Here is a 14742-nt window from a genome sequence, read left to right on the forward strand (position 1 = left end):
GCCGATGACCTTCTATCATTTCATCCGGTAAGAGTGGTAGAGCATCCAGCACAAAACAGCGCTGAGGTTTGCACCGCGCCAACCCCAAATCCCTATTCCGCTGCCTCGCGCAGAGGGTAGGGCTCCGGGGTGGTCACGACCTGCCGCGGACGTCCCATCAGGACCGGCTGGAACAACACGGCGGCGGCCATGGTGCACAACAGTGCCAGCGCCATCATTTCGCCCATGCTGGACATACCGGGATAGCTCGACGACCACATGCTGCCGAACGCAATCGCGTTGGTCATGGCGCTGAACACAACCGCGCGCGTTAGCGTCGATTGCAACAGGCCGGTCTTTCCGGCCCGCCACGCCATGATGTAGTAGACCTTGAAAGCGACGCCGACGCCGAGCAGCAGCGGCAGCGCGATGATGTTGGCGAAATTGAGCGCGAGTCCGTCGAGCACGCAAATCTCGAGCGTCACCGCACCGGCCAGAAGGAGCGGAATCAGCGTCAGCAGCACGTCCGTCACACGCCGCAGCGCGATGAACAGCAATATCGCGATCGCGATCAGCGCCAGGATGCCGGCTTCGATAAAGGCCGTCGTAACCGCTCTTCCGGACTCATAATAGCTGATGGCGGCGCCCGTCGCCGTCGGTTCAGCGCGAAGAACCGCGGTCGCAAATGTTCTGAGCACATTGGTGTCGTTGGGATCGCCCTTCGGCAAGGCTTGAACGCGGGCGCTGCCGTCGGGCAACAGCCAGTCGCGGACCAGATTGGGCGGCAGCGTCTTGAGGGTGATCGCTTCGGGCGCAAGGCTCTTGCGCAGCTGATCGAGATCGAAGGTCAGCGGTGGCACGATCGCCGCCTCCGCTCTTCCGCGGACCACCGCATCCGCACTGGCAAGACGCTTGAGTGAGCCGGAAACCTCGCGTGCGGCGTCCGCGCCTGCGCCTTTTTGATTGCCGGTAATCCTGGAAAGAGCATCGGCCGCGCCCTGGATCGCGGCGATAGTCTCCTGGTCGCTCGGGGCCGGCTGCTGCTTCGCTGGATTGAGGGCGGTGCCGAGGCTTCGGGACGCTGCCTTCAACGTTGCGATTTTCTGATCCTGATCGCTCGGGATAAAACTGCTGAGCGTCAATGTGCGGGAGACCTCGGGAAGTTCGGCGAGGCGTTTGGCGATGGCATCGGCCTGTTCGATCGAAGGGGCCAATACCTCGGCATCATTGCCAGTGGTTTCCGGATCTTTTTGTAGCTGGCGATACGTCACGACAGACGCCGAAGTCGGGCTCTGCAAATTGACCGGATTGAAGTCGAACGGCAGGTGCATCAGCAGCGGCGCGCCGGCCAGAACCACGAGGACGGTGCCGGCGATCACAGCGATGCGGTGCCGCTGCAGAAGATCGTCCAGCGGCGCGAGGCCCTTGAAACCGACCGCGTCGGTCTCGCCCGGCGGATTGAGCACGGTCAGCATCGCCGGCACCAGCGTGATGCTGCAGGCGAAGGCGATCAGCATGCCGCAGCCCGCGATCAGTCCCAGTTCGGAAAGGCCGCGATAGCTGGTGGGCAGAAACGCGAAGAATCCGACGGCGGTAGCCCCAGCAGCCAGCGCGAGAGGATTGCCCGCCTTGCGGGCCGCGCTGCGCAGCGCTTGGCGCAAGTCAGGGTGATCATGCCGTTCGGAACGGTAGCGCACACTGAATTGAATGCCGAAATCGACGCCGAGGCCGACAAACAGCACAAAGAACGCAATCGAGATCAGATTGAATGAGCCGACCATGGCCAGCCCGAGCGCTGCCGTCGCGGCGAGGCCGACCATGAGGCTAAAGAACACCGCGGCAATGATTTTCCAGGAGCGCAGCGCGAGCCACAGAATGATCAGCACGCCAAGCAGCGCGGTCAGCGTGTCACGCACCGCGCTGTGCCGGATGACCGAGAACTGGTCGTCGTTCATCGGGACCTGGCCGGTCAGCTCGACGCTGGCACCGAGTTTGTTTTGCAGGTTCAGATCGGCGGCCGCCCGGTGAATGGCTTCCGTGGCCTCACGACCGGGCTGCAGCGCCGTAAAATCGAGTGTGGGCTGAACTTCAATGAAGTGCCGCAACTGATTGGCCGGCAAGGGATGTCCCTGCAGAAGCTCCTTCCAAGAGAATGAGGCCGGCTTTCCCGACAGCACGTCGCTCAGTGTTCGCTGCGCGAGCGAAAGAGGGCCAGCCAATTGGTCGAGCTTGATCTTGCCCGCCTGCACGCCTTGGGCGGCAAACGAAATTGCTTTCATGACGCCGCGCAGGCTTGGATCGCCGGCGAGCTGCGAGAGCACCGGCCGGGCGTTGACCAAACCCTCCATGCTTTGCTTGACTTCGGATGGCGAGGCAAACAACAGCCCGTTGCGTTCAAAAAAGTCTCCGCTTTCGGGCTGTCCGACAAGAGGAAAAAGCTTTGTGTTCTTCGCGAGTGCCTGCGCCAGCGCGTTGGTCGCGAGTTCGGCATTCTCGGCGGTCGGAGCTTTGACCACGGCCGAAATGGCCTTTTGGGGAAATGCCTTGGTCAGTTGCACCTGACGTTCGTGCCAGGGCAGATTTGCAATCAGGCTCTCGACGTCGGTATTGATGGAAAATCGTGTGACGGCAAAGGCGGCAGTACCGACCATCAGCAGTGTGCCGGCAATGATGACCGTCCACCGGTAGCGAGCGCAGAGATCAACAATTCTTACGATCGCCGAGTTCATCATGGCGGGTCGGGGCTCTTCAGCGCGTTTTTGCGGCCCATCCCAACTCCCGCAGGGCGAGATCGTTCGGTTCCCAAAGCAAAATTTTGCGACAAATTTGCCGCAGATGACGCCGGGTTCCGAGGTAGGGCTGCGGGTTCAATAATCGTGGGTTCAATGACGGTGAATTGGGGTATTGATGCCCTGTCCTGGCAATTCGCCGCTTTCAGGCCGCTGCCGGCCATAGTCGGGCTCATAACGCACCAGCCATAGTTCCAGAGCAGCGAAGAACGCGACCATTGCACCGATCAAAATGCTGACATGCATCGCTCTTGTGTGTGCAAATCCCAGCACCCAGGGCGATGCGATCAACCACACGCCGAGGAGGAGATTGAGCCATTCCTCCCAATTCGCGAATGCCACGATCGCCGCGATTGAGATCGCCGCAATCGCAGCGCCCGAGGTCCAGATATCCACGCGTGCCCTTTCGCTGACATAGGCGAACAGCCAGGGCGATATGAAAAGGAAAAGCCCGAAGGCCATCGTGTAGCAATCGAGCGCGGAAATACCGCGCAGTTTCATGGATGTATCCCCCGGATCTGGGTTTGTGTTTTGGCATTTTGCGGATCTGCGGAAGCCGTGCTTTTCCTTTCTGACCTCAGGCGGGACATGTTTCGATCCCGCCGGGGCGGCCAGCGTGGGCCATCAGGCGCGATGCTTGATGACGTCGACCACCTTCTTGTCGGTGGGATTGACGATCAGCAGCTGGTCGGGAAGCAATGCGTAATCGTAAGGCTTCAAGGCTGACACCCGCGAAGCGACTTTGGTGGGCACCGATTGGATCGTGATGTCACTGGGGACGGTGGCGCCGACCGCGGCCGAGAAGTTCGACGGCGCAGGCTGGCTGTTGGCCTGTTTGCTGATGTCTCTCCAGGCTGTCCGCTGCTGCACGCGCGTCAGGGAAAGGCTGTCCTTCGGCATCGATTGCATGGCCTGCGAATTTTTCGACATGGCATGATGCTCGGCGGCCGACGCCGTGCCGATTGTAGATGCAAGCGCGGCAGCCGTGGCGATGGTGATGAGTTGAAACTTCATGGCGGTTCTCTTGATGAGCCGCCCCTACGCTAAAAGTACGGGAAGAAAAAATGTTCCGTTAAAGATCGTTCATATGCTTTCATACCAAAGCGTGCGGTGGTTCGTCGCACAGTTCTTGCGAAAGATTAATCAGCCGAACAGGACCACGTAATGTGACTTCGCCATGTTGGGGCCAGGGACTCGCCCTGCTCAACATTGGAGACGCCATCATGAACGATCAAACGAACACCCCGCACCTCACACCACGAAAAGTTCTCAAGCCCCGGCGGCTGGCGCTGCTGGCCTCGGCTGCCGGTCTCAGCCTGGCCGTTCTTGCCGCTGGTCCGGGCGGCTATCTGCCGTTCAATCTTCCGGCATGGACTTCATCCGCACACGCGGCCGAAACCACGCAGAACACGCCGGGCTTCGCCGATCTCGTTGCAAAGGTCAAACCCGCTGTCATCTCGGTGCGCGTCAAGATCGACGGCGACACCGAAAATGGAGCGAGTGTCCAGAAGGAAGGGATGAATTCGGATGAGTCCGATTCCCAGCTCGACCAGTTTTCGAAGCAATTTGGTTTCCGCATTCCGAACGGCATGCCGCAGCGGCATCAGGTAATAACAGGTGAAGGCTCGGGCTTTTTCATCTCGCCGGATGGCTACGCCGTGACCAACAATCACGTGGTCGATCACGCCCAATCCGTCCAGGTCACGACGGATGACGGCACCGTCTACACGGCCAAGGTCATCGGCACCGACAAGAAGACCGATCTCGCACTGATCAAGGTCGACGGCAAGAAAGACTTCACCTACGTGAAGTTCGCGGACGCGCTGCCGCGCGTTGGTGACTGGGTGGTCGCCGTCGGCAATCCCTTTGGTCTCGGTGGCACGGTCACGGCTGGAATCGTTTCCGCGCGCGGCCGCGATATCGGCGCAGGCCCGTATGACGACTATGTCCAGATCGACGCGCCCATCAACAAGGGCAATTCCGGCGGTCCGGCGTTCGACATGAACGGCAATGTCATCGGTGTGAACACGGCGATCTTCTCGCCATCCGGGGGCTCGGTCGGCATCGGCTTCGACATTCCCGCCGCTACTGCGAAGCTCGTCGTCGCCCAGCTCAAGGACAAGGGCTACATCACGCGCGGCTGGCTCGGCGTGCAGGTACAGCCGGTCACCGCCGACATCGCTGACAGCCTCGGCATGAAGCAGGCAAAGGGTGCGATGGTCGATAATCCGCAGGACGGCAGTCCGGCGGCCAAGGCCGGAATCGAAGCCGGCGATGTCATCACCGCGGTCAATGGCGCCGACGTCAAGGATGCACGCGATCTCGCCCGTAACATCAGCATGATGGCGCCGGGCACTTCCGTGAAGCTCGATGTCCTGCATAAGGGCGACGCCAAGACGGTGACGGTGGCGCTCGGCGAAATGCCGAACGACCATCAGGCCAACGCCGGCGGAGAGCAGTCGAAGGAAACGGCTGGCACGCCGCGTCTCGGCCTGCAGCTTGCGCCCGCGGGCGAGGTTGAAGGCTCCGGTGACAAGGGCGTCGTGGTAACCGCTGTCGATCCGAACGGTCCTGCGGCAGAGCACGGCTTCCAGACCGGTGACGTCATCCTCAATGTCGGCGGCAAGACGGTCTCCAGCGTGTCCGACGTGCGGGCGGCGCTGAACGCAGCCAAGGAAGGCGGCAAGCACAGCGTCCTGATGCGCGTGAAGACATCCGACGCGACCAGATTCGTCGCGGTTCCTCTCACCAAGGAGGGATAAATCGGAATGAACTTTTATTGATGCAGCTTGGAAGGCCGGGCCTAAAGCCCGGCCTTCCTGTATTCTCGACCAGCTTTCCTTGCACCTTCGCTCAAAGCCGGCGCCGGCTTCCGGCGGCAATCCTCTCGAAATCGGAGGCTCCCCAATGAATTCAACGACCACTTCGGCAATTGAAACGACCGCGCCGCCGGTCACGATGCACAAGCTGCTCACCGGCCAGAGGGCGCTGGTGACCGGCGCCAATTCCGGGATCGGCAAGGCGGTGGCGATCGCGTTGGGACAGGCCGGCGCCGATGTCGTCATCAACTATGTCGATGATGACGCAGCGGCTACCGCTGTGGTCGAGGAAATCAAGAAGTCCGGCACCAGGGCCTATGCGCACAAGGCCGACGTGTCGTCGGAAGATCAGGTCGCCGCGATGTTTGCGCGAATGATGCAGGAATTCGGCACGGTCGACATTCTCGTCAGCAACGCCGGCCTGCAGCGGGACTCGGCGTTTCACGAGATGACCCTGGCGCAGTGGAACAAGGTTCTGAACGTCAACCTGACGGGACAATTTCTGTGCGCGCGCGCGGCGGTGCGCGAATTCCTGCGCCGCGGCGTCGTGCCATCGGTATCGAGCGCGGCCGGCAAGATCATCTGCATGAGCTCGGTGCATCAGGAGATCCCGTGGGGAGGCCATGTGAACTACGCCTCTTCCAAGGGCGGCATCAAACTATTGATGGAGAGCATGGCGCAGGAACTGGCGCCGAAGCGTATCCGCGTCAATGCCATTGCCCCCGGCGCGATCAGAACGCCGATCAACACCGCAGCCTGGCAGACCAAGGAAGCCTATGATTCCCTCATGACGCTGGTTCCCTATGGGCGGATCGGCGAGCCCGAGGATATTGCACGCGCCGCGGTCTGGCTCGCATCGGATCATTCCGACTATGTCGTCGGCACAACGCTCTTTGTCGACGGCGGAATGACGCTCTATCCGGGTTTTGCCACCGGCGGCTAGGGGCTGCCGATCATCCGAGCCTTGCCGGGAAGACGCGGGTAACCTTGGCGGCAACTTCGGCTGGAATTGCGCGTTTTACTACCTAAATACGGGTATCGGGGTTTCGAGTATTCAGGATAGCCGCAGATGGTCGCGAAAAATGTTTTGGGCGCCTTGATCGGCGCGGCGCTGCTGGCGTGGAGCGGTCAATCGATCGCCGATGAATATCGGCCCGGCGAATTCCTCGGGCTTGATCTCTCCAAAGCGGTGCTTTCGCCAAAGCGGCTCGGGCCCGAAACGCAATTCGCGCCGGTCCGCGTTGAGGCCAATTCCAGCAACTCGATCGCGCAGGCGCCGGCACGGCCGAAGGTCGCTTCGCATGTCACCGTTTCCAAAACCAGAACGGCGCATCTACGCCCCGAGAAACCGCGCGGATCGGCGCGAACGAAGCTGGTGCGGCGCCACAGCAATCCGCTCGACGCCGAGGCGTTCGACACGCGTATTCAGGTCTGGCCATGCAAAACCGGCGGCATCTGCGACTGGCAGCGCCAATGAAGCAATCGACCGCGAACTGAGCCGTCAACGCGGTCTTGATTTGGACTTGGCCCGCCTGTCAGGCTATCAAGCCCACGGTCTTCTATTCCCTCACTAAAGCGCCGTTCGTGCGCGTCGCCGGGTTTCATCCGGCGTTCCCCAGCTTTCAGGAGTCATCATGGATTATCTGCAAACCCAGGGCCTCAGCCTGCCACGGCTCGGGCTCGGCACCTTTCGCATGCAGGGCGATGTCTGCCGCGCGGCGGTCGAAAGCGCGCTGGGTCTCGGCTACCGGCACATCGACACGGCCGAAATGTACGCCAACGAGGAGGCCATCGGCCCGGCGATCGCCGCCTCGGGTGTCGCGCGCAAGGATCTGCACGTCACCACCAAAGTGTGGCACGAAAATCTGGCGCCGGATGCGATCCGCAAGGCGTTCGACACCAGCCTCCAGAAACTGAAGCTCGATCATGTCGATCTTTATCTGGTGCATTGGCCGTCGAAGAACATGAATCTGCCGGCGGTATTCGAGACGCTGATGAAATTGAAGGAAGAGGGCCGCACCCGCGCCATCGGCGTCGCCAATTTCAACATCGCGCTGCTCAAGACCGTGGTCGAGGAAATCAAGGCTCCGATCGCCTGCAACCAGATCGAATATCATGTGATGCTCGATCAGACGCCGGTTCGTAAATATCTGGCGTCGAAATCGATCCCGCTGGTGGCTTATTGCCCGCTGGCGCAAGGCCGCGCCGCCACCAACGAGGCGTTGATCGCGATTGGCCGCAAGCATAATGCCAGCGCAGCACAAGTCGCGCTGAAGTGGCTGCTTGATCAGGATGGCGTCGCCGCCATTCCGAAGGCGTCGCGCGCTGAAAGCCAGCAGGCCAACCTCGGCGCGCTCAAGGTGAAGCTCGACGACGAGGACAGGAAGGCGATCGCGGCGCTGCCGAAAGACCAGCGCTTCGTGAAGCCGGCTTTCGCGCCGGCATGGGATTGAACCCAAAGAAATTGAACCTTAAGAAAATGGCCCCTCGCGGGGCCATTTTTGTGTCGTGCCTCTTTTTATTTTGTCGCTCTCAGTAGTCGTGATGGCGGTGCTTCACGATCACGACCCTGTCGTGATGATGCCAGCCGTGATCACGATGCCAGCCATGATCGCGCATTTCGGCGCGTGCGCCGAACGGATGATGATCGCCGTGTCGAACCACGACGGTTTCAGCGCTGGCAATCGACGGCGCCGCAATGGCAATCGCACCCAGTGCGGCAATGACGTAAGTAAACTTTCTCATATTATCCTCCTCGGTTGAGCAGGGATGTAACGTCACATTTGATGCGACGTTCCCGCGGAACCCGAGGAGAATTCTGAACAGCTGTTCAGCTTGCGACTAATGCGGGCAATGAGAGCAAGTCGATGCCCGATAGTGCGCTTCACTCGATGATCGCTTGATACACCAGCGCGTTGATCTTCTGGCGATAGTGCCAGCGCAGCGGTCCGGGCGCCGCCGAGAGGTAGACCACCGCGAGCTCTTCCTTCGGATCGACCCACCAATCGGTGCCGCTGGCGCCCGGCCAGGAGAACTGTCCGACCGATCCCATCATCCTGACCACACCCGGCGTCATGCGAACCGCAAGCCCGAGACCGAAGCCGTAATCGGCGCGCGTGGGATCGGCGTTGCCGATCAGGTTCTTGATGTTGGGACCGAGCTGGTCGGACAGCATGTAGTCGACGGTCTTGCGGCCGAGCAGTTGCGCCTCACCGGCGCGTCCGTGGTTCATCAGCATCGTCGCAAAGCGCAGATAATCCGTTGCGGTCGAGGCCGCGCAGCCGCCACCGCATTCGAATTTCAACGGCTCTGTCAATTCCGGGCTGCGCGCCTGCGGCTTGCCGGTGTCGGGATCGGCCGGCAGCGGCTTGGCGTAGCGCGCCGCCTTGTCCGGCGAAATCGAAAATCCGGTGTCGGTCATCCCGAGCGGCGCGAACAGATTGGCCTGCAGATATTGCCCGAGCGTCTGCTTGCTGATTTTTTCGATGATCAGGCCGGTGATATCAAGACCGAATCCATAGTCCCACACGGTGGCCGGCTGATAGAGCAGCGGCAGCGACGCCAATTTGTCCAGGAAGGCTGCGCCGTCATAATCATGCGAGGCATCGCCGCTGCCGGCGGGATACATCTTGTGCACCAGCGTGGTGCCGCGGCCGCCATAGACGATACCCGAGGTGTGACGCATCAGATCCTGGATCGTGATCTGGCGATTGGCCGGAACGGTCTCCGCGGTCGGCTCGCCATTCGCATCGCGCGCGGCGACACGCATATTGGCGAATTTCGGAAAGTATTTGCTCAAGGGATCGTCGATCAGGATCTTGCCCTGTTCGTAAAGCATCAGGGCGCCCACCGTCGTCATCGGTTTGGTCATCGAAGCGATGTTGAAGATGGTGTCGGTGGTCATGGCAACGCCGGCCGCCTTGTCGCGCCAGCCATAGGCATTGAGCATCACCAGTTTGCCGTGCCGGGCAATGGCAATGACCGCGCCGGGAATCCGCCCGGCTTCGATGTCGGCTTTCAGCGTCGTCTCGATCCGCGCCAGCCGTTCCGAAGACATGCCGACGTCTTCAGGCTTGGCGCGGGGCAGGGGGTCTTCGGCGAAAGCGGCGCTGGAAGCCATCAGGCAAAGCGCAGTTGCGAGGATTCGGATGGCAGTCATGGAGATCTCCCGTTCGGGCTCTTCGGGCCCTTTGATGTCAAAGATGGAGGATTGGAGTGAGGTCTGTGCAGGGTAGTTCCGTTGTACGCGATGATCGGCGATCCCGGGCTTACGCCCGCTTCTCCACATTTGCGCTTCTGGCCGGCACACCGAATTCGCGACGGCAAACGTCGGCCAATACGGCGACGCCTTCGCGGATCTGCTCATGTGACGGACTGGCAAAGCAGAGCCGCAGCCGGCTGCCGGCATAGGCCTTGTCGGTCGACCATTCCGGCCCGGGATTGATGGCGACGCCCGCGGCGAGCGCGGCCTGATAGAGTTTCAGCGTATCGACATTGTCAGGCAGTTTTACCCACAGGAAGATGCCGCCCTTGGGATCGCAAAATTCCGCCGCCGTGCCGAATTGCTCATTGAGCGCTTCCATCAGCGTATCGAGCTTGGCGCGCAATCCGCGTGTCAGCTTCGGCACGTGGGACGCGAAATGCGGCGCGCAGTATTCCGCGAGCACCATCTGCTCCAGCGCGCCGGAACCGGCGTCGGTCTTCAGCGCCAGCATCCGCGACAGCATTTGCCAGGGCGCCACGATATAGCCGACCCGCAGCGCCGGCGCGATCGATTTGGAGAACGAGCCGATATGGATCACCCCACCGGTCTTGCTCATCGCATGGATCGCCGGCGGCCGCTTTCCGTCCCAGATCAGGTCGGCGTAGCAATCATCCTCGAAAACCGGCACGCCATATTCCTGCGAAAGCCTGAGCAGTTCGGCGCGGCGCACCTCGGGCAGGATGGTTCCGGTCGGGTTCTGCACGGTCGGGATGGTGTAGATGTATTTCGGCGTGACGCTGCGGCGCTTGAGGTCGGCAAGCACGGACGCCAGCGCGTCCATCCGCATGCCGTCCTGGTCCAGGGGAATGCCGACCACGTTGACGCCGAGCCGGGTCAGCCGGTTCAGCGAGCCCTGATAGGTTTCCTGCTCGATGATGACCGTGTCGCCACGCGTCAACAGCGACTGGTTGACAAGGTCGAGCGCCTGCAGCGAGCCGGAGACGATCAGGATGTCGTCGGCCGTGCAGTTGATGCCGGCGTCGCGCTTGAGCTTGGCCGAGATGAATTCGCGCAGCGGCCGATAGCCCTGCGGACCGCTGGCCAGCCCGTAGGTGGCGAGCGTCTTGCCCTCGCGCTTGAGAACGGCGTTGACCGCGTCGATCAGGCCCTCGACCGGGACCTGGTCGGCATCGTTGTTGCCGCCGATGAAGCTGTATTTCGCCAGCCCTGTCCATTTTGCGGCGGGGGCGGGTAGTCCGGCTGGAAGCAGGGGGGCGAAGTCGAAAGTTGCCGAGGTCATAAACGCTGTCTCCCTTATTATTTTCTCGTTGCGAAGCCGCTGATCGTGGCTTCGGTGCAGGCTAGTTCTTTCCGACCATCTTCAGGGGCCGGCCCTGGCTGATAAAGGCGTAGTGCCCGCTACCCAGGCTGCCGATCATCAGCGCCTCGACCACGGGTTCGGCGATCTCGCCGGTGGCTGCCCAGTCCACCGCAAAGTTGGCCCCGGTGCCGCCACGGACGTCCACCGCGCCCACGAAGACTTCAATCGTCGAGAAGGGTTTCAGCGCTACCGGCGCCTTGAGATAGCTCTCCACCAATTTTCCGCCGGTGTCGAAATAGGCGATCCGCTTCAAAACCAGTGGGCGCGTTTCCGAGGCATTATGAACGCTCAGGGTAACCGAGAAATCAGCACGCAATTTACCCTGGCTCATCGAGACGCTCGAGTAAACCGGAACATAGAACGCACCGGATACGTCGAGATTTTCCGACGGCATCGTGGTCAGAGAACCGGCAAAAGCCTGTTCGATGCCGGCGGCGGTCTGTGCGCTCGCGGGCGGCGCAAGTATCGGCGCCAGGCCTCCGAGAATCGCCAGAAAAAGGCCCCTTGTCAGGATGTGACACATTGCCCGTTTTACCGTCACGACCGCGCCTTTAGGCTGAAACAGGGGGCCTCGGTCATGCATGAACTTATCGGCGATATCACTCTGTGCATCCTGTTTGCGTGGCTGCTGGGGCTTCTGGCCCATTTTTTCCGGCAGCCTCTCATCCTGGCTTATCTTATCGCCGGGTTTTTCATTGGTCCATTCGGGATGGGGTGGGTCGAGTCCCAGGAATCCATCCGCATTATCTCCGAACTGGGCCTGATTTTCATGCTGTTCATGATCGGGCTGGAAATCGATCTGAAGAAGATCGTGCGCGCCGGCCGGGTGATCCTTTTCGCCGCCGGCGGACAGCTCGTGGGCGGCTGCGTGCTTGGTGTCCTGTTTTTCGCAGGGATCGGGCTCTCGATGGGAGGCGGCCGTTTCGACGCGGTCTATCTCTGCGTCGCCTGTGCGCTGAGCAGCACGGTCATCATCGTCAAGGTGCTTTACGAGAAACGCGAACTCGATACGCTTCCCGGCCGCGTCACGCTCGGCGTGCTGGTCTTGCAGGATATTTTCGCGATCCTGTTCCTGGCCGTTCAACCGAGCCTCGGCAACCTTCAAGTCAGCGTGATTTTATTGTCGATCGGCCGTGTCGGAATATTGATGGCGACGGCGCTGATGCTGAGCCGCTATGTTTTGCCGCGGCTGTTCCACCAGATCGCGCGCCGGCCCGAGCTTGTGCTGCTCGGCGCGCTGGCCTGGTGCTTTTTGATCGGGGAAATCGCCGAAAAGCTGCATCTGTCGCGCGAAATGGGATCGCTGGTCGCCGGGGTTTCGCTCTCGACGTTTCCCTATGCGCTCGACGTCACGGCCAAGGTCACGACGTTGCGGGACTTCTTTATCACGCTGTTTTTTGTCGCATTGGGCATGACGATCCCGATCCCCAATCTGCCGGTGATCGGGCTTGCGCTGATTATCGCCGCCTTCACCGTGGTCAGCCGCGTGATAACGACGTTTACGCCGCTTTACCTGATGAAGCAGGGGTTGCGCGCCAGCCTGTTGCCGGCGCTTAATCTGGCGCAGATCAGCGAATTCTCGCTGGTGGTGATCCAGACCGGCGTGGCCGCGAAACATATCCAGGCCCCGACCGCCAACGCGGTCTCATTTGCCTTTGTGATCCTGGCGGTGCTGAGCACGTTTGTAATGGTGCGCAGCGACCAGATCACGCGGCTGGCCATCGGCCCGCTGAAGCGGATCGGCCTTCGCGACCTCGACCATGTCCATTCCGGCGAGCCAGGGCACGAAGGCGGTCATGGCGAAGCGCGGCGGATCGTCATTCTGGGGTTTTTCCGCGCCGCCAGCGCCTTGTTGAGCGAGATCGAGCGCCAGAATGCATCCTTGCTTGACCAGATCAGCGTCGTCGATTTCAACCCCGATGCGTTTCGAAACCTGGCAGACCGCGGCGTGCATGTTATCTATGGAGATATCAGTAATCTCGATACCCTGGTGCATGCCGGCATTGGCAACGCCGAAGTCATTATCCTGAGCGTGCCGGATGCCCTGCTCAAGGGCGCCGACAACGAAAAGCTGGTCCGCCACGTTCGCACGCTGAACGCGGTCGCCAAGATTGTTGCGACAGCCGATCTGCTGGCGAATGTCGCAGACCTCTATGCCGCGGGCGCCGACTATGTGACGGTACCGCGGGTCAGCGACGCCCACGAGCTTTTCATGGTCATTGAGGCCGCCGACAAAGGGCTGTTGCAAAACATGCGAGCCGAGATGGACGCGCAATTGAGCGAACGAAAGGAGGTGCTGCCGTGAGTTGGCTTTTGCCACCACCTTCCGCTGCGGCGGCGATCGTTACTTGCGGGCTTGATCGCGCAATGGCGGGCGTTTACATCACGCGATGTCCCATGGGCGATATTCTGCCCTGCGTAATCGTGCTGGCGCGGGCTGGCGAGTCCGGCTAATGCTGCCCCGATAAAGCAGAGATCCTCAATGGCCGATCCGATCCAGGAAGTTTTGAATGCCTTCGCCCGCGGCGAACTCGTTGTCGTGACCGATGACGACGATCGCGAGGGTGAGGGCGATCTGATTATCGCGGCGTCGCTGTGCACCGCCGAGAAAATGGCGTTCATCATCCGCCATACCTCCGGCATCGTCTGCGCCCCGATCACCACGGACGATGCGCGGCGGCTGCGGCTTGATCCGATGGTCGCGCATAATGAGTCCAATCACACCACCGCCTTCACCGTGTCGATCGACTACAAGCCCGATAACGGCACCGGCATCTCGGCGGAGGAACGCGCTTCCTGCTGCCGCGCGCTGGCCAACCCCAATGCCGGCGCCAACGACTTTGCCCGTCCCGGCCATATCTTCCCGCTGATCGCGCGCGATGGCGGCGTGCTGCTTCGCTCGGGCCACACCGAGGCCGCGGTCGATCTCTGCAAGCTCAGCGGCCTGCCGCCGGTCGGCGTCATCAGCGAATTGATGAACGACGACGGCACCGTGATGAAGGGCGAGCAGGTGGCGCGGTTCGCCGCTGACCATAGACTCAAGCATGTCACCATCGCTGACATGATCGCGTATCGTCAGGCGCGCGAGAAGCTGATCGAGCGGGTCGCGACCTTTACGACGGAGAGCCCGATCGGTCCGCTGCAAGGCTACGCCTATCGATCGCCGTTTGACGAGATCGCGCATGCGGCTTTTGTTTATAACGGCATCGGCGATGGCAAGAATGTCCTGACCCGGCTGCACAAGCCGAACATCGTCAAGGATCTCTTCACCGGCCAGGCCCGCATGCAGGTCATCCTCCAGCATTTCAAGAAGGCCGGCCGCGGCGTGCTGGTCTATTTGCGCGATGGCGCCGCCGGTGTTCCGGTCGAGCCGGTCGGTCAATCGCAATCGGCCGAAGCCGATCGCAACCGGCAATGGCGCGAGGTTGGCGTCGGCGCGCAGATTCTTCGCGACCTCGGCGTCACCTCGATCGTCAATCTGACGTCGTCGGTGCATGACTACAAGGGATTGTCCGGCTTCGGTATTGAGATCGTCTCCAACGAACGTCTCGACGGTTAGATCGTGCCATT

General features: G+C 61.2%; 14 protein-coding genes. 7 read left to right on the forward strand and 7 right to left on the reverse strand.

Features of this window, described 5'->3' with window-relative positions:
- Positions 1-92 precede the first annotated feature (92 nt).
- From BLV09_RS34015 to BLV09_RS34025, 3 genes are all read right to left on the reverse strand, one after another.
- Positions 93-2711 carry an MMPL family transporter gene (locus BLV09_RS34015; RefSeq protein WP_146690539.1) on the reverse strand — a complete coding sequence of 873 codons (2619 nt, stop codon included), beginning with the start codon at positions 2709-2711 and terminating at the stop codon, positions 93-95.
- 150 nt (positions 2712-2861) lie between these two features.
- The gene (locus tag BLV09_RS34020; RefSeq protein ID WP_146690540.1) at positions 2862-3269 is read right to left on the reverse strand and encodes an SPW repeat protein; all 408 of its coding nucleotides are present in this window, start codon (positions 3267-3269) and stop codon (positions 2862-2864) included.
- Between the two features lie 123 nt (positions 3270-3392).
- Positions 3393-3782 carry a DUF1236 domain-containing protein gene (locus tag BLV09_RS34025; protein ID WP_146690541.1) on the reverse strand — a complete coding sequence of 130 codons (390 nt, stop codon included), beginning with the start codon at positions 3780-3782 and terminating at the stop codon, positions 3393-3395.
- A gap of 209 nt (positions 3783-3991) precedes the next feature.
- On the opposite strand from BLV09_RS34025, the gene BLV09_RS34030 reads away from it, so the two are divergent.
- The 4 genes from BLV09_RS34030 (at position 3992) to BLV09_RS34045 (ending at position 8040) form a co-directional block, all read left to right on the forward strand.
- Positions 3992-5530 carry a Do family serine endopeptidase gene (locus tag BLV09_RS34030; protein ID WP_146690542.1) on the forward strand — a complete coding sequence of 513 codons (1539 nt, stop codon included), beginning with the start codon at positions 3992-3994 and terminating at the stop codon, positions 5528-5530.
- Positions 5531-5675: 145 nt separating this feature from the next.
- Positions 5676-6530 (forward strand): SDR family oxidoreductase, encoded by an 855-nt coding sequence (locus BLV09_RS34035; RefSeq protein WP_174556581.1) that lies wholly within the window; start codon positions 5676-5678, stop codon positions 6528-6530.
- A gap of 126 nt (positions 6531-6656) precedes the next feature.
- On the forward strand, positions 6657-7064 hold the full coding sequence (locus BLV09_RS34040) for a hypothetical protein (protein ID WP_146690543.1): 408 nt from the start codon (positions 6657-6659) through the stop codon (positions 7062-7064).
- 157 nt (positions 7065-7221) lie between these two features.
- Positions 7222-8040 (forward strand): aldo/keto reductase, encoded by an 819-nt coding sequence (locus tag BLV09_RS34045; protein WP_146690544.1) that lies wholly within the window; start codon positions 7222-7224, stop codon positions 8038-8040.
- Between the two features lie 79 nt (positions 8041-8119).
- Here BLV09_RS34045 and BLV09_RS34050 read toward each other — a convergent pair whose 3' ends face one another.
- From BLV09_RS34050 to BLV09_RS34065, 4 genes are all read right to left on the reverse strand, one after another.
- Positions 8120-8332 carry a hypothetical protein gene (locus BLV09_RS34050; protein WP_100386540.1) on the reverse strand — a complete coding sequence of 71 codons (213 nt, stop codon included), beginning with the start codon at positions 8330-8332 and terminating at the stop codon, positions 8120-8122.
- A 139-nt stretch (positions 8333-8471) separates the two neighbouring features.
- Positions 8472-9746 carry a serine hydrolase domain-containing protein gene (locus tag BLV09_RS34055; RefSeq protein WP_167558976.1) on the reverse strand — a complete coding sequence of 425 codons (1275 nt, stop codon included), beginning with the start codon at positions 9744-9746 and terminating at the stop codon, positions 8472-8474.
- Between the two features lie 109 nt (positions 9747-9855).
- Complete coding sequence (locus BLV09_RS34060; RefSeq protein ID WP_146690546.1) at positions 9856-11091, reverse strand: PLP-dependent aminotransferase family protein; 1236 nt, start codon at positions 11089-11091, stop codon at positions 9856-9858.
- Between the two features lie 61 nt (positions 11092-11152).
- On the reverse strand, positions 11153-11695 hold the full coding sequence (locus tag BLV09_RS34065; RefSeq protein WP_174556624.1) for a DUF3124 domain-containing protein: 543 nt from the start codon (positions 11693-11695) through the stop codon (positions 11153-11155).
- 54 nt (positions 11696-11749) lie between these two features.
- On the opposite strand from BLV09_RS34065, the gene BLV09_RS34070 reads away from it, so the two are divergent.
- Genes BLV09_RS34070 through ribB form a run of 3 tightly spaced genes read left to right on the forward strand, consistent with a single transcriptional unit; the run spans position 11750 to position 14731 of the window.
- Positions 11750-13477, forward strand: coding sequence for a cation:proton antiporter (locus BLV09_RS34070; protein WP_146690547.1), 1728 nt, complete (start codon positions 11750-11752; stop codon positions 13475-13477).
- The gene (locus BLV09_RS37600; RefSeq protein ID WP_167558977.1) at positions 13474-13626 is read left to right on the forward strand and encodes a hypothetical protein; all 153 of its coding nucleotides are present in this window, start codon (positions 13474-13476) and stop codon (positions 13624-13626) included. The genes BLV09_RS34070 and BLV09_RS37600 overlap by 4 nt, the downstream gene beginning before the upstream one ends.
- Before the next feature lie 28 nt (positions 13627-13654).
- Positions 13655-14731, forward strand: a complete 1077-nt coding sequence (gene ribB, locus BLV09_RS34075) for a 3,4-dihydroxy-2-butanone-4-phosphate synthase (protein ID WP_100386544.1) — start codon at positions 13655-13657, stop codon at positions 14729-14731.
- The last annotated feature ends 11 nt before the right edge of the window (positions 14732-14742 follow it).

The sequence above is a fragment of the Bradyrhizobium canariense genome (genome assembly GCF_900105125.1).
GTDB lineage: Bacteria > Pseudomonadota > Alphaproteobacteria > Rhizobiales > Xanthobacteraceae > Bradyrhizobium > Bradyrhizobium canariense_A.